This window comes from Nocardiopsis potens DSM 45234 (assembly GCF_000341105.1).
GTDB classification, from domain to species: Bacteria; Actinomycetota; Actinomycetes; order Streptosporangiales; family Streptosporangiaceae; genus Nocardiopsis_A; species Nocardiopsis_A potens.
The window spans coordinates 1-18,558 of the sequence record NZ_ANBB01000036.1; the positions used below are offsets into that span (position 1 = coordinate 1).

Annotated in this window: 20 protein-coding genes; 15 read left to right on the plus strand and 5 right to left on the minus strand. The window is 73.8% G+C overall.

Features of this window, described 5'->3' with window-relative positions; all coding sequences use genetic code 11:
• Positions 1-109: 109 nt before the first annotated feature.
• Positions 110-1,063 (plus strand): zinc metalloprotease, encoded by a 954-nt coding sequence (locus D459_RS0113885; protein ID WP_017593618.1) that lies wholly within the window; start codon positions 110-112, stop codon positions 1,061-1,063.
• Between the two features lie 10 nt (positions 1,064-1,073).
• Complete coding sequence (locus D459_RS0113890) at positions 1,074-2,084, plus strand: tryptophan--tRNA ligase (protein ID WP_017593619.1); 1,011 nt, start codon at positions 1,074-1,076, stop codon at positions 2,082-2,084.
• A 61-nt stretch (positions 2,085-2,145) separates the two neighbouring features.
• Here D459_RS0113890 and pncA read toward each other — a convergent pair whose 3' ends face one another.
• On the minus strand, positions 2,146-2,721 hold the full coding sequence (gene pncA / locus D459_RS0113895) for a pyrazinamidase PncA (protein ID WP_017593620.1): 576 nt from the start codon (positions 2,719-2,721) through the stop codon (positions 2,146-2,148).
• Between the two features lie 13 nt (positions 2,722-2,734).
• A complete protein-coding gene (locus D459_RS0113900) occupies positions 2,735-4,063 on the minus strand; it encodes a nicotinate phosphoribosyltransferase (protein ID WP_017593621.1) in 1,329 nt (442 codons plus the stop codon).
• Between the two features lie 133 nt (positions 4,064-4,196).
• Here D459_RS0113900 and clpS point away from each other — a divergent pair, with 133 nt between their 5' ends.
• The 7 genes from clpS (at position 4,197) to D459_RS0113935 (ending at position 8,754) form a co-directional block, all read left to right on the plus strand.
• On the plus strand, positions 4,197-4,493 hold the full coding sequence (gene clpS / locus D459_RS0113905) for an ATP-dependent Clp protease adapter ClpS (protein WP_017593622.1): 297 nt from the start codon (positions 4,197-4,199) through the stop codon (positions 4,491-4,493).
• On the plus strand, positions 4,493-5,065 hold the full coding sequence (locus D459_RS0113910) for a DUF2017 domain-containing protein (protein WP_017593623.1): 573 nt from the start codon (positions 4,493-4,495) through the stop codon (positions 5,063-5,065). The genes clpS and D459_RS0113910 overlap by 1 nt, the downstream gene beginning before the upstream one ends.
• A gap of 71 nt (positions 5,066-5,136) precedes the next feature.
• Positions 5,137-5,562: a Mov34/MPN/PAD-1 family protein gene (locus D459_RS0113915; RefSeq protein ID WP_017593624.1), complete on the plus strand. Its 426-nt coding sequence runs from the start codon at positions 5,137-5,139 to the stop codon at positions 5,560-5,562.
• Positions 5,563-5,638: 76 nt separating this feature from the next.
• Complete coding sequence (locus D459_RS0113920) at positions 5,639-5,917, plus strand: MoaD/ThiS family protein (protein ID WP_017593625.1); 279 nt, start codon at positions 5,639-5,641, stop codon at positions 5,915-5,917.
• Positions 5,918-5,923: 6 nt separating this feature from the next.
• Positions 5,924-6,871 (plus strand): PLP-dependent cysteine synthase family protein, encoded by a 948-nt coding sequence (locus tag D459_RS0113925; RefSeq protein WP_017593626.1) that lies wholly within the window; start codon positions 5,924-5,926, stop codon positions 6,869-6,871.
• A gap of 76 nt (positions 6,872-6,947) precedes the next feature.
• Positions 6,948-7,757, plus strand: coding sequence for a thioesterase family protein (locus D459_RS0113930; RefSeq protein WP_017593627.1), 810 nt, complete (start codon positions 6,948-6,950; stop codon positions 7,755-7,757).
• 220 nt (positions 7,758-7,977) lie between these two features.
• Positions 7,978-8,754, plus strand: coding sequence for an MBL fold metallo-hydrolase (locus D459_RS0113935; RefSeq protein WP_017593628.1), 777 nt, complete (start codon positions 7,978-7,980; stop codon positions 8,752-8,754).
• Between the two features lie 100 nt (positions 8,755-8,854).
• On the opposite strand, the gene D459_RS31580 is transcribed toward D459_RS0113935, so the two are convergent.
• On the minus strand, positions 8,855-9,592 hold the full coding sequence (locus tag D459_RS31580) for a hypothetical protein (RefSeq protein WP_193790249.1): 738 nt from the start codon (positions 9,590-9,592) through the stop codon (positions 8,855-8,857).
• A gap of 246 nt (positions 9,593-9,838) precedes the next feature.
• On the opposite strand from D459_RS31580, the gene D459_RS0113945 reads away from it, so the two are divergent.
• The 6 genes from D459_RS0113945 to D459_RS0113970 all read left to right on the plus strand — a co-directional run bounded on the left by D459_RS0113945 (position 9,839) and on the right by D459_RS0113970 (position 15,496).
• Entirely contained in the window at positions 9,839-10,339 is a 501-nt protein-coding gene (locus D459_RS0113945; RefSeq protein WP_017593630.1) for a DUF7144 family membrane protein, read from the plus strand.
• Positions 10,340-10,390: 51 nt separating this feature from the next.
• Positions 10,391-11,110 (plus strand): ribonuclease PH, encoded by a 720-nt coding sequence (rph, locus tag D459_RS0113950; RefSeq protein WP_081620561.1) that lies wholly within the window; start codon positions 10,391-10,393, stop codon positions 11,108-11,110.
• A gap of 5 nt (positions 11,111-11,115) precedes the next feature.
• Complete coding sequence (gene rdgB / locus D459_RS0113955) at positions 11,116-11,727, plus strand: RdgB/HAM1 family non-canonical purine NTP pyrophosphatase (RefSeq protein WP_026120373.1); 612 nt, start codon at positions 11,116-11,118, stop codon at positions 11,725-11,727.
• Between the two features lie 265 nt (positions 11,728-11,992).
• On the plus strand, positions 11,993-13,372 hold the full coding sequence (locus D459_RS31585; protein WP_017593633.1) for a uracil-xanthine permease family protein: 1,380 nt from the start codon (positions 11,993-11,995) through the stop codon (positions 13,370-13,372).
• Positions 13,373-13,394: 22 nt separating this feature from the next.
• A complete protein-coding gene (locus tag D459_RS31590; protein ID WP_017593634.1) occupies positions 13,395-14,789 on the plus strand; it encodes an amidohydrolase family protein in 1,395 nt (464 codons plus the stop codon).
• Entirely contained in the window at positions 14,786-15,496 is a 711-nt protein-coding gene (locus D459_RS0113970; protein ID WP_017593635.1) for a sulfite exporter TauE/SafE family protein, read from the plus strand. The genes D459_RS31590 and D459_RS0113970 overlap by 4 nt, the downstream gene beginning before the upstream one ends.
• On the opposite strand, the gene D459_RS0113975 is transcribed toward D459_RS0113970, so the two are convergent.
• Positions 15,493-16,530 carry a LacI family DNA-binding transcriptional regulator gene (locus D459_RS0113975; protein ID WP_017593636.1) on the minus strand — a complete coding sequence of 346 codons (1,038 nt, stop codon included), beginning with the start codon at positions 16,528-16,530 and terminating at the stop codon, positions 15,493-15,495. The genes D459_RS0113970 and D459_RS0113975 overlap by 4 nt on opposite strands.
• 206 nt (positions 16,531-16,736) lie before the next feature.
• Positions 16,737-17,984, minus strand: coding sequence for an Nramp family divalent metal transporter (locus D459_RS0113980; protein ID WP_017593637.1), 1,248 nt, complete (start codon positions 17,982-17,984; stop codon positions 16,737-16,739).
• Positions 17,985-18,558 lie beyond the last annotated feature (574 nt).

An 18,558-nucleotide genomic window follows, 5' to 3' on the forward strand; every position in this document is an offset into this window, starting at 1 on the left:
ATCCGGGCCTGGGCCACCGGCGGGAAATAACCCGGGAGGGGAAGAAACCGGCGAACGGGGGCGCGCCGTTCATATGCACTACGTCGTCACTCGACTACATTGGGTGACCATGGGCAAAGGAACGGCGTGGCGTATCTGGTCCGGGGCGGGGGCCTGCGCGGCGGCCCTCGCCGGCCTGCTGGCGGCGGCGGCCTCCTCCGCGGAGGACCCGCCCGAGCGCACCCCGGCGGCCGCCGCCGAGGAGTGCGGGCCCGGCGCGGAGCGCCGCACCGGCCCCGGGACGGTCCGCGACAGCCACGGCATCAGCCCGGCCGAGGCCGCGGAGTACGAGCGGATGCTCCGCGAGGCCCGGGTCCCGCACCGGGGCGACGGGCCGGTGACGGTGCCGGTCGCGCTGCACGTGATCACCGCCGCCGACGGCACCGGCGACGTCTCCGACGACAAGGTCCGCGAGCAGATCGACGTGATGAACCGCGGCTTCGGCGGCGGCTACGCCGGCGTGGACACCGGCTTCCGGTTCGAGCTGCGGGAGGTCACCCGCACCGGCGACGACGCCTGGTTCGGCTCCTTCGAGGCCAACGAGGCGAAGGCCAAGGCCGAGCTGCGCCGCGGCGGCCCGGAGACGCTGAACATCTACACCGTGGACATGGGCGCCGGCGTGCTGGGCCAGTCCACCTTCCCGCAGGACTACCGGACCGACCCGAAGGCCGACGGGGTCGTGGTGGACTACCGGACGGTGCCCGGCGGCGGCCGGAAGGGCTTCGACCTCGGCCACACCGCCACCCACGAGACCGGCCACTGGCTCGGGCTGTTCCACACCTTCCAGAACGGCTGCTCCCACCCGGGCGACTACGTGGAGGACACCCCCTACGAGCGGGAGCAGTCCAGCGGCTGCCCGGTGGGCCGGGACACCTGCGCGGACAAGCCCGGCACCGACCCGGTGCGCAACTTCATGAACTACAGCGACGACCCGTGCCTGCGCGAGTTCACCCAGGGGCAGGCGGACCGGATGGGCGACCACTGGCACGCCTTCCGCGGCCGGCAGGGGAACCCGGCTCGATAGAATCGGGGCCATGGCAGCGACCAAGACCTACCTGACCGGCATCCAGACGTCCGGCATGCCGCACCTCGGCAACTACGTCGGCGCGATCAAGCCCGCCCTGGAAGCGGCGGCGAGCAACGACACGCTGTACTTCCTCGCCGACTACCACGCGCTCAACACGGTCAAGGACCCGGAGAAGCTCCGCCACGACGTCCGGTCGGTCGCCGCCACGTGGCTCGCCTGCGGCCTGGACCCCGAGCGCACCCTGCTCTACCGGCAGTCGGCGGTCCCCGAGGTCTTCGAGCTGGCCACCATCCTGTCCTCGGTCACCGCCAAGGGCCTGATGAACCGGGCGCACGCCTACAAGGCCGCCCGGGACCGCAACGCCGAGGCCGGGGTGGAGGACCTGGACGCCGGGGTCAACATGGGGCTGTTCAACTACCCCATCCTGATGGCCGCCGACATCCTGGTGATGGCCGCCGACGTGGTCCCGGTCGGCCGGGACCAGCGCCAGCACATCGAGTACACCGCCGACATCGCGGGCTCGTTCAACCACCTCTACGGCTCGTCCTACGCCTTCCCGATCCCGCAGGGCGCCTACCCCGAGGGGGAGGGCAGCATGCTCCCCGGGATCGACGGCCGCAAGATGAGCAAGTCCTACGACAACCACATCCCGCTGTTCCTGCCGGCGAACAAGCTGAAGAAGCTGGTCCGGCGGATCCCCACCGACTCCACCCCGGTCGAGGCGCCCAAGGACCCGGACTCCTCCGCGGTCTTCCAGCTGCTCTCGCACTTCGCCGACGCGGAGCGCACCGCCGCCGCCCGCAAGCGCCTGGAGCAGGGCGGCATGGGCTGGGGCGAGCTGAAGAACGAGCTGTTCGAGGTGCTCGACGAGACCTTCGGCCCGATGCGCGAGCGCTACGACGCGCTGATCGAGCCGGACAGCGAGCTGGACTCCATCCTCGCCGACGGGGCCGCCCGCGCCCGCGAGCGCGCCCAGGCCACCCTGGCCCGGGTCCGCTCCGCCATCGGCATCGCCTGACCGCGGACCTGCAAGGGGGGGTGCCGCCGCCGGCGGCACCCCCCCTTCGGCCTCCGGCCCCTCAGGCCGCGACGACCGGGGTGCCCTCCAGGGCGACGCCCTTCCCGGCCAGCCGGCGCAGGGCGGCGTCGGTGGTCTCCCGGGACACCCCCGCGGTCAGGCCGAGCAGTACCCGGGTGGCGAAGCCCGCCGCCGCGGCGTCCTCCGCGGTCGCCCGGACGCAGTGGTCGGTGGCGATGCCCACCACGTCCACCTCGGTCACGCCGCGGGCGCGCAGCCACTCCTCCAGCCCCTCCCCGCCCTCGGAGGAGCCCTCGAAGCCGCTGTAGGCGGCGGTGTAGGCGCCCTTGCTGAACACCTCCTCCGCGGCGGAGGCGTCGAACTCCGGGTGGAACGCGGCCCCCGGCGTGCCCGCGACGCAGTGCGGCGGCCAGCTGTCGGTGTAGTCGGGCTCATCGGAGAAGTGGCCGCCCGGGTCGATGTGGTGGTCGCGGGTGGCCACCACCCGGTCGTAGTCGGCCCGGTGCTCGGCGAGGAACGCGGAGACGGCGCGCGCGGTCTCCGCCCCGCCCCGCACCCCGAGGCTCCCCCCTTCGCAGAAGTCGTTCTGCAGGTCCACGACGATCAGCGCCTTCACGGTCGTTCTCCTCTCACACGCCGACGCGCTGCTCGAAGCGGGTCGGCAGGGCGGGTTCGCCCCTCGACATCTGCTGGGCGGAGGCGGGCAGCTCGGCCAGCGAGGCGGCGTGCCGCTCGCGGGCCGCGGACAGCGGCTCGGCGCCGATGATCTCGCCGCCGGCGACCAGGCGGCGCAGGAGCGGCCGGGTGAACGGGCGCTGCGGGGGCTCGTGGTCGAAGACCACCTCGGCGGTGGCGGTGCCGGCCTCGTCGTAGGTGCGCGCGGCCCACTTCCGCCCGCCCTTGCTGGGCTTGCCCACGGACCGCTTGGCCACCGGCTCCAGCGGCGCCGCCGGGCCGCTGCCGTGCGACCGGGCCACCAGCTTGTACACCAGCGAGGCGGTGGGCGCCCCGGACCCGGTGACCAGCGAGGTGCCCACCCCGTAGCCGTCCACCGGCGCGATCGCCAGCGCCTGGATGGAGTACTCGTCCAGGTCGCCGGTGACCACGATGCGGGCGCCGGAGGCGCCGAGCCGGTCCAGCTGCTCGCGGACCCGCGCCGCGGTCGGCGCCAGGTCGCCGGAGTCGATGCGCACCCCGCCCAGGCCGGTGCCGCCCAGCTCCACCGCGGCCTGCACCGCCCGCTCCACGTCGAAGGTGTCCACCAGCAGCGTGGTGCCGGAGCCCAGCGCGTCCAGCTGGGAGCGGAACGCGTGCCGCTCGTTGTCGTGCACCAGGATGAAGGCGTGCGCGCTGGTGCCGGCGGTGGGCACCCCGTAGCGCCGGCCGGCGGCCAGGTTGGAGGTGGTGGCGAAGCCGGAGAGGTAGGCGGCGCGGGCGGAGGCCACCGCGGCCTCCTCGTGGGTGCGCCGGGAGCCCATCTCGATCAGCGGGCGGCCGTGCGCGGCGGTCGCCATCCGGGAGGCCGCCGAGGCGATCGCGGTGTCGTGGTTGTAGATGGACAGGGCCACCGTCTCCAGCACCACGGCCTCGGCGAAGGTGCCCTCCACCACCAGGATCGGCGATCCGGGGAAGTAGCACTCGCCCTCGCCGTAGCCCCAGACGTCCCCGGAGAAGCGGTAGTCGGCCAGCCACTCCAGGGTGGCCTCGTCGACCACCCGGGCGTCGGCGAGGTAGTCCAGCTCCTCGGTGCCGAAGCGGAAGTCGCGCAGCGCGTCCAGGAACCGCCCGGTCCCGGCGACGACGCCGTAGCGGCGCCCCTCGGGCAGCCGGCGGGCGAACATCTCGAAGACGGTGCGCCGGTGCGCGGCTCCGCTGCGCAGCGCCCCCTCCAGCATGGTGAGCTCGTAGTGGTCGGTGAGGAGCGCGCTGCTCGCACCAGCGGCGGTGTGGTCGGTCATGGGTATTCAGACTAGTTTGTGTCTGAGAGGAACAAAATAGGGGGAGCAGCACACCGCCGCAGCGGGCCGAGAGCCCCTGTGATGGATGGGACAATGGGGACGGCGACGGATCGAGCGGAGAGGTGGGCCACCCATGCCGACGGCACCGGCACCGGTCGAGCTCGAACGGCCGGAGACCCGGGAGGACGTCCGGCCCGACGTGCCCTGGGTCACGATCGTCTGGAACGATCCGGTCAACCTGATGTCGTACGTGACCTACGTGTTCCAGACCGTCTTCGGCTACTCCAAGCGCAAGGCGCACAAGCTGATGCTGGACGTGCACCACAAGGGCCGCGCGGTGGTCTCCACCGGCACCCGCGAGGAGATGGAGCGCGACGTGAACATCCTGCACCAGTACGGGCTGTGGGCGACCTTGAAGCGGGACACCTGATGACGAGCGGTTTCCGGGCCGTCCGCGGCGGCGTGGGCATCCGGCTGGACGCGGACGAGGCGGCGGTGCTGCACTCGATGGCCTCCCTGGTGCTGGAGCTGCTCGGGCCGGCCGAGGACGGCGGCGAGGGCGGAGCCGACTCGCTGGAGGCCCTGGTCGGCATCTCCGGCAGCGCGGAGCGGCCGGAGGACCCGGTGCTGGCCCGGCTGCTCCCGGACGCCTACACCGAAGAGGGCGACACCGAGGCCGCCGCCGACTTCCGCCGCTACACCGAGGGCGACCTGCGCCGGCACAAGCGGGAGAACGCCGAGGCGATGGCGGCCGCCCTGGCCTCGCTGCCGCCCGGCGGCGGCGAGCTGGTGCTGGACACCGGGGACGCGCACGCGTGGCTGAAGGCGCTCAACGACGTCCGGCTGGCGCTGGGCACCCGGCTGGAGGCGGCCGAGGAGGACGGGGAGACCCGGGTGCGCATCGAGGACGCGTCCGACCAGGCCGCCGCGCACATCTACGACTGGCTCGGCGGTGTGCAGGAGACCCTGGTCCAGGCGCTGATGGGCGCGCGGCGCGGGTAGCGGCGAGACCTGGAGCACAAACCCATACCCAGTGAGTGGGTAGGGAAAATTTCTCGGCTACGCTGGCTGGCATGCTGAGGATCAACCGCGAGATCCGCGACCGGATCGTGGCGCACGCCCGCCGCGACCACCCCGACGAGGCCTGCGGCATCGTCGCCGGCCCACTGGGCTCCGACCGCCCCGAGCGGTTCGTCGAGATGGCCAACGCGGAGCGCTCGCCGACCTTCTACCGCTTCGACTCCATGGAGCAGCTGAAGGTCTGGCGGGAGATGGACGACCGGGACGAGGAACCGGTGGTCGTCTACCACTCGCACACCGCCACCGAGGCCTACCCCTCGCGCACCGACATCTCCTACGCCTCCGAGCCGAACGCGCACTACGTGCTGGTCTCCACCCGGGACCCGGAGGCGGGCCCGGAGGACATCGAGTTCCGGTCCTACCGGATCCTCGACGGGGAGGTCACCGAGGAACCGGTCGAGGTCGTCGACGCGTACTGACCCGCGGAGGAATCACCGGCGCCCGCGCGCCGTTGTCAACGGGCGGCAAGCCCCATCCTGTGAGGAGAGAGAGCCCATGGCCACCGAGGTCCGCATCCCCACCATCATGCGCAATCTGACCGATGGCGCCAAGGCCGTCGAGGGCGCCGGCACCACCCTCGGCGAGCTCATCGACGACCTGGACCGCCGCCACCCCGGCCTGGGCGAGAAGCTGGTCGACGGCGGCAAGCTGCGCCGGTTCGTCAACGTGTACCTGAACGACGAGGACGTGCGCTTCCTCGGCGGCATCGAGGCCCCGGTGGCCGACGGCGACACGGTCACCGTGCTGCCCGCCGTCGCCGGCGGCATGCGCTAGCCCGCCATGCGCTACGACTCGCTCCTCGACTCGCTGGGCGGCACGCCCCTGGTGGGGCTGCCGGCCCTCTCCCCCTCGCCCGAGGTGCGCCTCTGGGCCAAGCTGGAGGACCGCAACCCCACCGGGTCGATCAAGGACCGCGCCGCGTTCTACATGGTCGAGCAGGCGGAGAAGGACGGCCTGCTCGCCCCGGGCCGCACCATCCTGGAGCCGACCTCCGGCAACACCGGCATCTCCCTGGCCATGGTCGCCAAGCTGCGCGGCTACCGGATGGTCTGCGTGATGCCGGAGAACACCTCCGAGGAGCGCCGCCAGCTGCTGCGGATGTGGGGGGCGGAGATCCACTCCTCGCCCGCCGCGGGCGGGTCCAACGAGGCGGTCCGGGTGGCCAAGGCGATGGCCGCGGAGCACCCCGACTGGGTCATGCTGTACCAGTACGGCAACCCGGCCAACGCCCGCGCGCACTACGAGACCACCGGTCCCGAGCTCCTCGCCGACCTGCCGGAGATCACCCACTTCGTGGCCGGCCTGGGCACCACCGGCACCCTGATGGGCGTCGGCCGCTACCTGCGCGAGCAGCGCCCGGACGTCAAGATCGTCGCGGCCGAGCCGCGCTACGGCGAACTGGTCTACGGGCTGCGCAACCTGGACGAGGGCTTCGTGCCCGAGCTGTACGACCCCGAGGTGCTCACCACCCGGTTCTCCGTCCCCTCCGACGCCGCGCTGCGCCGCACCCGGGAGCTGCTGGAGAAGGAGGGCATCTTCGCCGGCATCTCCACCGGCGGCGCGCTGCACGCCGCCCTGGGCATGGCGGCCAAGGCGGTGAAGGCCGGCGAGCGCGCCGACATCGCCCTGGTCATCGCGGACGGCGGGTGGAAGTACCTGTCCACCGGCGCCTACGAGGGCACCCTCGAAGAGGCCGAGGAGCGGCTCGACGGCCAGCTGTGGGCCTGATCCGGGGGCGCCGCCCCCGCCTCCGAGGGGAGGGGCCGGGCGGCGCCTCCGGAATCCGGTTCGGTTGAATGGGGCCATGACGCGCTTCGAGTCCGCCACCGAGGTCCGCGCCCTGCCCGGGGGCGGGCGCTACGCCGCCGACCTCGACCCCGGGTACCTGATCGGCACCGCGATGAACGGCGGCTACCTGATGGCCGTCATGCAGCGGGCCGCCCTGTCCGAGGCGTCCCACCCGCACCCGGTCTCCTCCTCCTACCACTTCCTCCGCCCCGCGGGCGCGGGGCCGGCCGAGGTCGAGGCGGTCCCGGTGAAGAGCGGCCGGACCGTGGACACCGTCCGGGTCACCCTGCTCCAGGGCGGCAGGCCGCTGGTGACCGGGCACGTCGCCGCGGCGGAACTGGAGCCGGACGGCGAGCCGGCGCACGAGGCCGCGCCCCCGGACCTGCCGCCGCCGGACCGCTGCCGCGCCTACGACCCGCGCCGTGGCAAGGCCGGCGCCGACGGCTTCCCGGGCCGGGTCGACCAGTTCTACACCGAGTCCACCTGGCGGCGGCTGCGCGGCGAGGACCCCGAACCGGTCCCCGAGCTCGACGGCCACCTGCGGCTCAGCGAGCGGGACGGCGGGGCCCCGGCCGACCCGGCGCTCTTCCTGCCGATGGCGGTGGACGCGCTGCCCCCGGTGGTGACGGTCTTCGACTCCTGGCGCTGGGCGCCCACGGTGGAGCTCACCTGGCACATGCGCGCGCTGCCCGCGCCCGGCCCGCTGGCCTTCCGGGCGACATGCCTGGCGGCGGGCGGCGGATGGTTCGACGAGAACGTGGAGTTGTGGGATGTGAAGGGGCGGCTGGTGGCCCAGTCCCGACAAATGGCGCGAAATGGCCGTTGATTGCACTTGCCTGCCTTGAACAGGGCAAACGTGGTGTGTTCGAATCTGGTAGCGGTGCACATGTGATTCAAACCGCGTGAGACGCGGGCCACAATCGGTACCACCGCAGCGGCCGTTGGGGTAGACCCGTAACACGAAGAACAGGGAGGCACCCGCCCCGTGCTGCGACCGCGCCGCCGCGGGCCTCCGCGGAGCACCCCACCGAAAAGGCGAAAGCGACGTGCGACTCACCATCATCGGCTCCTCCGGGAGCTTCCCCGGTCCCGCAAGCCCCGCCTCCTGCTACCTGGTCGAGGCGGACGGCTTCCGCATGCTCCTCGACCTCGGCAACGGTGCGCTGGGTGCCCTGCAGAACTACACCGACATCTACGCGATCGACGCGGTCTACCTCAGCCACCTCCACGCCGACCACTGCTTCGACCTCTGCTCCTACTGGGTGGCCCGCACCTACCCGCAGGGCGGCCGCAAGCCCCGCATCCCGGTCTACGGCCCGCCCGGCGTCGCCGACCGGATGGCCGAGGCCTACGGGCTCGACCCCGAGCCCGGCATGCGGGAGACCTTCGATTTCCACGAGCTCGCCCCGGGGGTCCGGGAGATCGGCCCGTTCACGGCGCGCACCGCCCGGGTCAACCACCCCGTCGACGCCTTCGGCCTCCGCCTGGAGCACGGCGGCTCCACCCTGACCTACAGCGGCGACACCGCCGCCTGCGACCAGTTGGTCGACCTGGCCGCCGACACCGACCTGTTCCTGTGCGAGGCGTCCTTCCACGACCACCACGACAACCCCAAGGACGTCCACCTGACCGGCCGCGAGGCCGGCGAGCACGCGGAGCGCGCCCGCGCCCGGCGCCTGGTCCTCACCCACCTGGTGCCGTGGAACGACGACGAGACCACGCTGCGCGAGGCGCACACGGCCTACTCCGGACCGGTCGAGCTGGCCCGCCCGGGCGCGGTCTACCGGATCGGCGCCGAGGCGCTGGCCCAGTCCCCGGCCTGAGCCCCGGCCCCGGCGATCCCGGCGGCGCGGGGGACCGGAGCGCCCCGGGCCCCGCACCGCCGGGACCGCCGCGCCCGCGGGCCGGAGCCGAAGGGCCGGCCTACTCCTCCTCGCCGCCCTCCCCGTCCCCGTCCCCGGCCGGCTCCGCGCCGTCCTCCGGGGCGAGCACCGCGGCCGCGCTCCCGGCGGCCGCCTCCACCACCTCCGGCCCGGCCTCGGCCATCCGCTCGGAGTTGGCCGAGACGGTGACCAGCAGCCCGGGGAAGTGCAGCAGCACCCGGGAGAACGGCTCGGCCGGCCGCCACTCGCCCACCCCGCCCAGCGCGGCCACCTCCGGGGTGGTGAAGTAGTCCGGATCGCCGGCCGCCCGCTCGGGCGGCTCGCCGGCGGTCTGCACCCGGCTGCCCTCGGCGGAGAACGTCACCATCACCACCTCGCTGCCCTCGGCGGCGCTGAACCCGGCCCAGGAGCACTCCAGCGCGTGCTCCGAGCGGATCCCGGTGAACTGCGGGTCATCCCCGATCAGCTCGGTGAAGGCCTCCTGGTCCGCGGTGATCCCGGCGTCCTCGCAGCGGTCCGGCACCTCGGCCGGGCCGGCCGGCTCCGGCGGCCCGGCGTCGTCCGCGGTGGCCGCCTCGGCCTCCGGCGTGGCGAGCGCCTCGCCGCCGAACCGCTCCCAGACCGGGTCCGGCGAGGCGGACGGCTCCGCGCGCGGCCCCGAGGCGGAACCGCCCCCGCCCGCTCCGCCGGAGGCGGCGCCCTCGCCGCAGCCGGCGGCCGCCAGCACCAGCAGGGCGGCGGACGCAGCCGCCGCAGCACCGATCGAACGCGCACTCATCTGCCGGGACCTCTGCCTTGGGGTGACTCTGCCTTGGAGGGGCCATGGGGGCGGCCCGGGGAACCGGAACCCAATGGTGCCAGCTTTCCGGCGGGCGCCGGTTCCGCCCCCACAGAACGTGAGCGAACGGAGACCTGACCGCACCGGGCGGCATACCGGACTTTTACCGCTTCATTCCTGCTCCCGTCTGGCAGGCCACCGCCCCGGAGCGCATGGTGAAGGCGTGGTGATGGAGAGGAGTGGGAAATGAACATGCGAAGCGCACACGGGTGGCAGGTCTTCTCCGCGACGATGCTGCTCACCCTCGGTGTGATCAACCTCGTCCAGGGCATCGTCGGCATGGGCAGGCCCGATTTCTACGCCGTGGCCGACGGCGGGCTCCTCGTGTTCGACTTCGCCTTCTGGGGCACCGTCCTCACGGTGTGGGGGCTGCTGCTGCTCGCCGGCGGCATCGGCATCATGACCGGGGCGATGTGGGCGCGCACCGCGGGCGTGCTGGTGCTGGCGGTCAACGCGGTCCTCCAGTTCTTCTTCATGCCGGCCTTCCCGCTCTGGTCGCTGGCGATCATGGCCGCCGACGTGCTGGCCGTCTACGGGCTGACCGCGGGCTGGCCCGCCACGGCGCCCGGCGGCAGGGCCGAAGAGGAGGAGGCGACGGCCTACGGTGCGGGCCGGGAGGCGGCGCACGCCAAGCCGGAGGCGCAGGCCCCGCGGCAGCAGGGCAGGCACGAGCAGCCGATGGGCTGAGCCCGGCGGGATCGGGGCGCTCCGGACCCCGTCCGGCGATAGTCTTCGGACATGGCCCGACCTGACGGACGCGCTCCGAACCAACTCCGCCCCGTGACCATCACGCGCGACTGGCTCCGCCACGCCGAGGGGTCCGCGCTCATCGAATTCGGCGACACCCGCGTGCTGTGCGCGGCCACCGTCGAGGACGGCGTCCCGCGCTGGCGCCGCGGCACCGGCGAGGGCTGGGTGACCGCCGAGTACGCGATGCTGCCGCGCTCCACCGACACCCGCAGCTCCCGGGAGTCGGTCAAGGGCAAGATCGGGGGGCGCACCCACGAGATCTCCCGGCTGGTGGGCCGGTCGCTGCGCGCCGTGATCGACTTCAAGGCGATGGGCGAGCACACCATCACCCTCGACTGCGACGTGCTCCAGGCCGACGGCGGCACCCGGACCGCGGCCATCACCGGCGCCTACGTGGCGCTGGCCGACGCGGTCAAGTACCTGCGCAAGAAGCGCAACCTGAAGAACAACCCGCTCACCGGCTCGGTCGCCGCGGTCAGCGTCGGCGTGGTGCAGGGCCAGCCCCGGCTGGACCTCAACTACCTGGAGGACTCGGTCGCCGGGACCGACATGAACGTCGTCGCCACCGGGGACGGCCGGTTCATCGAGGTGCAGGGCACCGCCGAGGGGGCGCCGTTCGACCGCAAGGAGCTGGACGGCCTGCTCGACCTCGCGCTGGGCGGCTGCACCGAGCTGACCGAGCTGCAGAAGAAGGCCCTGGCCGGATGAGCCTGCTGAAACTGGTCCTGGCCACGCACAACGCCAAGAAGGTCCCGGAGATGCAGGCGGTCCTGGCCGAGGCCGGGGTCGACGCCGAGGTGGTCGACCTGTCCGGCTACCCGGACGCGCCCGAGGTCGCCGAGACCGAGCCGACCTTCGCCGGGAACGCCCTGCTGAAGGCGCGGGCCATCGCCGCGCACACCGGGCTGCCGTCGGTCGCCGACGACTCCGGGCTCCGGGTGGACGAGCTCCGCGGCATGCCCGGGGTGCTCTCCGCGCGCTGGTCCGGCCGGTTCGGCGCGGCCTCCGGCGACGTCGACGCGGCCAACCTCGACCTGGTCCTGGACCAGATCGCGGACGCCCCCGAGGAGCGGCGCGGCGCGGAGTTCGTCTCCGCCGCGGCGCTGGTCCTGCCGGACGGAGGGGAAGAGGTCTTCGAGGGCGTCATGCGCGGCCGGCTGCTGCGCGGGCGGCGCGGCGCCAACGGCTTCGGCTACGACCCGATCTTCGTCCCGGAGGGCGAGGAGCGCAGCACCGCGGAGATGAGCCCGGCGGAGAAGAACGCGATCAGCCACCGCGGCAAGGCGTTCCGCCTCCTCGCCGCGCACCTGCGCGGACTCGGCTGACCCGGCCGCCCCGATCCGGCTCGCGAGGGCCCCGTCCGCACCGCCGCGGACGGGGCCCTCGGCCGTCCCGCCGCGATGATCTTGACGTTGCGGGGTATCAGAGCGCGCTGATACCCCCGCAACGTCGAGATCATCGGCAGAGGGGCGCCGGCGGCGGCACAGCAGGCACGAAGAACGTCTTGACCGATCGCGCTCCACCTGCTCATACTGATGGCCAAATCGATTTGGCCACCTCCTCACCCCCCCAGCACAAGGGAGCGCCAACGTGACCGTCCAGACCGACCGCCACCCCGTGGACCGCTACCGACCAGTGCACCGGATGCTGCTCTTCGGAGCCCAGCACGTCCTGGTCATGGCGGCCACCCCGATCTCCAGCGTCTTCCTGATCAGCGCCGCCTGCGACCTGACCCCCGAACTCACCGTCGACCTGCTCGCCGCGGCCTTCGTCCTCTCCGGCCTCGGCTCGATCCTGCAGTCCCTGGGCCCGTGGAAGATCGGCGCCAGGCTGCCCTTCGTGATGCTCCCCGGCGGCGCCCCCGTCGTGCTGTTCGCCGCCATCGCCCAGCAGCACGGCCTGCCCACCGCCACCGGCGCCGTCATCCTCACCGGCCTGTTCTACCTGGTGGTCCTCCCGGTCTTCACCCGGCTGATCCGGTTCTTCCCGCCCCTGGTCATCGGCACGATGATCGTCGTCGTCGGGATCAACCTGGTGAAGGTCGGCGCCCTGCTCATCACCGGCGAACCCGGCACACCGGAGTTCGGCGACCCGACCGCCCTCGTCCTCGGGCTCTCCACCATCGGCCTCACCGTCGCCTTCTACCGCCTTTTCCGCGGGGTGCTGCGGCAGCTCGCCGTCATGCTCGGCCTGGTCGCCGGGGCGCTGCTCGCCGCCGCCCTCGGCGCCGCCGACTTCTCCGGCACCCTGGACGGCGGACTGCTCCAGGCGCCCCGCCCGCTGCCCTTCGGCGCCCCCGAGTTCAGCCTGCTCGCCTCGCTCCCGCTGCTCCTGTACAGCCTGGCCTCGATGGCCGAGGCCACCGGCCAGACGGTGATCAACGGCGAGGCCGTCGGCAAGGACGTGGACGCCCGCCGCGACGCGCCCAAGACGATCCGCGGCGACGCGGTCGTCTCCTTCGCCGGCGGCTTCTTCGGCCTGCCGCTCATGGTCACCAGCGGCGAGAACATCGGCATCGTCCGGGTCACCGGGGTGCGCAGCCGCTACGTCACCGTCGCCGCCGGCGCGATCCTGGTGCTGATCGGCTTCCTCGCCCCGGTGAGCCGCCTGGTCAACGCGGTCCCCTCGGCCGTGGTCGGCGGCACCGCCGTGGTGGTCTTCGGCGTGATCGTGGTGCTCGGCGTGCAGATGCTCGGCCGCGCCGCGCTCGACGACCACACCACCACCTTCATCTGCGCCGTCGCCATCGCGCTGGGCCTGCTGCCCATCCTCGTCCCCGGGCTCTACGCCGCCCTCCCGTCCACCGCCCGCATCCTCCTGGAGAGCGGCGTCGCGGTCAGCGCGCTCACCGCCGCCCTGCTCAACGTCCTGTTCCGCCACCCCGGCGGCTCCCCGGCCCCGGCCGCAGAACCGACCGCGGAGCCGGCCGCAGAGCCGGCGGGCCCCGCCGCCGAACCCGAGAAGCACTGAACCCGAGATAGAGAAGAGCCCCATGGACCGCACCGCCCTCGACCGGCTCGGCACCGGGCCGCTGCTGCTCGCCCCGGACCTGCTCCTGCTCCCCGCCGGACCGGTCCGCGGCCACGGCGCGGTGGTCGACGGCACCGCCTTCGGCGCCGTCGGCCCGCTGGAGCGGCTCCGCAGGGACCGCCCCGACCTCCGCCCCGTCCCGCTCCCCGGCCACCTGCTGATGCCCGGCTTCATCGACGCCCACCACCACCTCACCCAGTCCTTCGGCTCCTCCCTCGCCTACGGCGAACCCTCGGAGATCTTCCGCCGGGTCTGGGAGCCCCTGGAGCGCTCCCTCGATGAGGAGGACGCCTACCTGGCCGCCAAGCTCGCCGCGCTGCGCTCGCTGCGCGGCGGCTTCACCGCCGTCGCCGAGGCCGGGACCCGCTCCCCGGCCGGACCGGACCCGGTGGCCCGGGCCGCGCGCGACGCCGGACTGCGGGTGGTGCTCGGCGCCGTCGCCAACGACGCCGACGGCACCCACGACGGCCCCGGCGCCGCACTGGAGGCCGCCGAGAAGCACCTCGCCCGCTACGACGGCGACGACCTGGTCCACCCGTCCCTGGCGATCTCCATCCCGGAGGCCGCCACCGAGCGCACCCTGCGCGACACCGCCCGGCTGGCCCGGGAGGCGGGCGCGGTGGTGCAGATCCACGTCAACGAGCACCTCGCCGCGGTCGAGCGGTCCCTGCTCCGCAACGGCGCCCGCCCGCTGGAGCACCTGGACCGCATCGGAGCCCTCGGCCCCCAGCTCCTCGCCGCGCACTCCACCCTGGTCACCCCCGCCGAGATCGCCCTGCTCCGCGACCGCGGCGCCGCCGTCTCCTACAACCCGGTGGCCAGCGCCTGGAAGGGGAACGCGGTGCTGCCCGCCCTCGCCCTCGACCAGGCCGGCGTCAGGTTCGGGCTGGGCACCGACGGCACCCGCGCCGACGCCTTCCGCCTCGCCGACGCGGCCGAGACCGCGCAGCGCCTCACACACGGCCTGGCCGCCGGGGACTCCTCCTGCGGCGGCGGCTGGACCTGGCTGGAGCGGGCCACCCGGGGCGCCGCCGACGCCGTCGGCCTGGGCCGGACCGCCGGCGAGATCGCCGAAGGGCGCGCCGCCGACTTCCTCCTCGTCGACCTGGAGGTACCCGAGCTCGCCCCCTCCTGGGACCTGCCCTGGGAACTGGTCCGCACCGCCGACCGGGACCAGATCACCGCGGTCGCGGTCGGCGGCCGGCTGCGGCTCTGGCGGGGCCGCCCGGTCGACTGGGACGACCGCGCCCTGCTGGAGCGCGCCGCCGCCGCGGGCCGGGCCGCCGTCGAACGCGCCCCGATCACCCGCGCGCACCCCGTCTCCACCGAGCACCGGGCCCGCGGGGCCGCCCGGTGAGCGGCGCGGAACTGGCACTGCTCGCCGCGGCCGTGGCCGTCGCCGCGTTCGTCCAGGGCGCCTCGGGGGTCGGCTACGCGCTGGTCGTCGCCCCGGTGGCCGGCCTGATCGAACCGGCCCTGCTGCCGGCCTTCCTGCTCGCCACGATGATCCCGCTCAACCTGTACGTGGCCTGGCGCGAACGGTCCGCCATCGACCTGCGCGGCGCCGGCTGGATCAGCGCGGCCCGGCTGGCCGCCACCCCCGGCGGCCTGCTGCTGCTGGCGGTGATCCCGGCGGACGCCCTCGGCCTGTTCGTCGGCGCGGCCACCGTGCTGGCGGCGGTGGCCAGCCTGGCCGCCCCCGGGTTCCGCCCGGGGCGGGCGGCGTTCATCGGGGCGGGCGCGGTGACCGGCCTGACCGAGACCGCCACCGGGGTCGGCGGCCCGCCGCTGGCCCTGGTCTACCAGCACCGCCCGCCCGCCGAGCTGCGCGCCACCGTCGCGCTCTGCTTCCTGGTGGGGGAGGTCGCCTCGCTCGCGCTGCTCGCCGCGGACGGCCGGCTCGGCACCGCCGACCTCGGCCCGGTCCTGCTGATGCTGCCGCCGCTGGTCGCCGGCGCCCTCCTCAGCCAACTGGTCCGGAACCGGATCGACACCCGCCGGATGCGGCTGCTGGTGCTCGCCTTCGCCCTGGTGTCGGGGGTGGTCCTGATGATCGGGGTCTAGCCCGCCCGGGACCGGCCGCGCACCGAGGAGGCCCGGGGCACCAGGCGGGGGAGCGGAGCCGCGGCGACCGGCCCCCCGCCCCCCTCCAACCGGTTCAGCAGCAGGTCGACCGCGGCCCCGGCGGCCTCGCCCAGCCCCAGGTCGACCGAGGTGAGCGGGGGGCGGTGCGTCTTGGCGCGCAGCCCGTCGTACCGGGTGGCCAGCAGCAGCCCGTCCGGGACGGGGCGCCCCGCGTCGGCGGCCGCCCGCGCGGCGCCCACCGCGAACGCGTCCACCAGCGCGCACACCGCGTCCACCTCGGGGTGCTCGCGGAGCAGCCGCGCGCAGACCTCGTACCCCGCCTGCTCCCCGCCGCTCTCCGGTGCGGCCGGCGCGACCGGCTCGAACCCCTGCTCCGCGGCGAACCGCAGGTAGGCGGCGCGGGCGTCCACGTAGGAGTGCCGGGTGCCCTCCCCGGTGATCAGCGCCGGGCGGCGCGCCCCCTGCTCGCGGAGGTGCTCCAGGAGCAGCCCGGCCACCGCGCCGCCGTGCAGGTCCACCGCGGCGGAGTCGTCCCCGCCGACCTGCCGCCCCAGGGTGGTGTAGGGCAGGCCGCGCTCGCGCAGCAGCCGGACCACCGGGTCGTCCTCCTCCGGCTCGACCACGATCGCGCCGTCGATGTCCACCGACTCCACCCCCGGGCCGGACTCCACCGGCGGGACCAGGACCAGCGCGTAGCCCCGCATCAGCGCGCGCTCGGCCGCGGCCGCGGCGACCTCCATGTAGAAGCCGAGCCGGGACGGCCCGCCGGCCACCGCGACCGGCATCGACGAGGCCAGCGCCAGGGTCTGCGCGCGCCCGTGCCGCAGCCGCTGCGCGCGCAGGTTGGGCCGGTAGCCGAGCTCCGCGGCGACCTCCCGGACCCGGGCCCGGGTGCGCGGGTCGACCTTGCCGATCCCGTTGAGCGCGTGCGAGACCGTGGTCCGGGAGACCCCGGCGGCCGCCGCGACGTCGGCGATGGTGGGGCGCGGCCGGCCGGAGACGGATCGTGCCATCGGGCTGGGCTCCTTCACTCGCGGTGCGGCGCTGCCGGCGCTGCACCCTCGGACCGCACCGCCGGGCCGTACCGCCAGTCTGGCCCATGCCGCCGCCGCGGACCGGCCCAGGCCCCGCCCATGCGCCGGGCCCCGCCCCCGGCGTCGTCGCGGGGGCGGGGCCCGGCGGGCGGTCCGGCCGGGACAGGGGCCCGGGCCGACCCGGGTCAACCGCCGGTGAAGGTGGACCAGAGCTCGTGCACGGACAGCACCAGGAACAGCGCGCCGGCGATGGTCAGGCCGGTGTTGCTGATCAGGCCGTTGCGCCACTCGCGCGGCGTCCGGGAGGAGTTCAGCAGCCAGATCAGGGTGAACGCCAGGAACGGCATGAAGAACGCGCCCAGCACGCCGTACACGATGACCAGCTGGAACGGGCGGCCGAGCAGCAGGAGCAGCATCGGCGGGAAGGTCAGCCAGAGCGCGTAGGCCCGGAACGGCCAGCCGCGCTCGGTCTCGGCGACCGGGCGGTTCGGGCGCTTGCGGAGGTGGTTCACGAAGTCGGCGAACATCAGGCTGACGCCGTGCCAGACACCGATGATCGAGGAGAACGCCGCGGCGAAGAACCCGATCAGGAAGAGGACGGAGACGAAGGGCCCGAACCGCTCCTCCAGGACCTCGCCGAGCTGGATCAGCCCCTGGTCGCCCTCGGTCAGCGCGATCCCGCTGGCGTAGAGCAGCTCGGCGCCGACGATGAGCATCGCGATGACGAAGACACCGGTGGTGATGTAGGCGACCCGGTTGTCCAGGCGCATCATGCGCATCCAGGTGGAGTCCTTCCACCCCTTGGCGTTCACCCAGTAGCCGTAGGCGGCCATGGTGATGGTGCCGCCGACGCCGCCGATCAGGCCCATGGTGTAGAACGCCGACCCCGCCGGCAGCAGCGGGACCAGGCCCTTGACCGCCTCGAGCACGTTCGGGCCGACGTAGATCGCGAGGCCGACCACGGTCACGAACATGAGCCCGACGAACCCCGTCACGATCTTCTCGAAGACGGCGTAGCGGTTGAACCAGACGAGGGCGAGCCCGGCGAGGCCGGCGATGACCGCCCACCCCTCCAGCGGGAGCACCGGGAACAGGGCGGCCAGCGGCAGTCCGGTCGCCGACATCGCGGTGGCGCCGTAGACGAAGCCCCAGATGACGATGTAGGGCGCGAAGTAGAAAGTGGTCCAGCGGCCCAGGCTGCTCCAGCCGTCGAAGATGGTCCGCCCGGTCGCCAGGTGCCACCGGCCGGTCGCCTCGGCGAGCGCGATCTTGACGATGCAGCCGACGATGGTCGCCCACAGCAGGGTGTAGCCGAACCGGTTGCCGGCGATGAGCGTGGCGACCAGGTCCCCGGCGCCGACGCCGGTCGCGGCGACGACGATCCCCGGCCCCAGCTGTCTCCATGTGGCCTTGCGCTGCTCGGTGGCTGCCACAGGCTCCTCCTTCACGACCGGGCCCGTGTGCTCTGCCGGGCCCGTTCCCACCCGCCGTCCGGCGCCGTCGGGGCGAGCGTAGGCACGCCTCCGCACCGCGGAACAGAGGGCGGGGCCGCTCGTGCCGCAATCGATATGGCCCAGGCCACGGTCGGACGGGGTCGAACCGGGGCGGAGCATCGGGTAATGTCGGTCGGGTCGCCACGAAACGGGCCGCCGGCCCGGATCCGGCGGCGGCTCTCCGGAAAAACCGTTCGAAGCACAGGCTTCGGGGGTGTACGCTGGAGGGCAGTGCGGGCGCCGAGCCCCGAACACCCGGACAGGGTGGGCGGTCGGCCCCGATCCTCGACTGAAGATCCTCTGACGCTCTCGGCTCCGGCCGCTGCGTCGTCCATGTTCTTTCGATTCGAATTCGAGTTCGCCATTGGTGTTCCTGAATTCTTTTGAAAAAAGATGGTCGGTTCTTCGGATCAGGAAAGCGGAAACCCGCCGATTTGGCGGGGGCGAGCGGACCTGATAAAGTGGAGACACAACAAAGCGGAAAGCGCCGCCTCTAGCGGAAGAGCCACCGGGC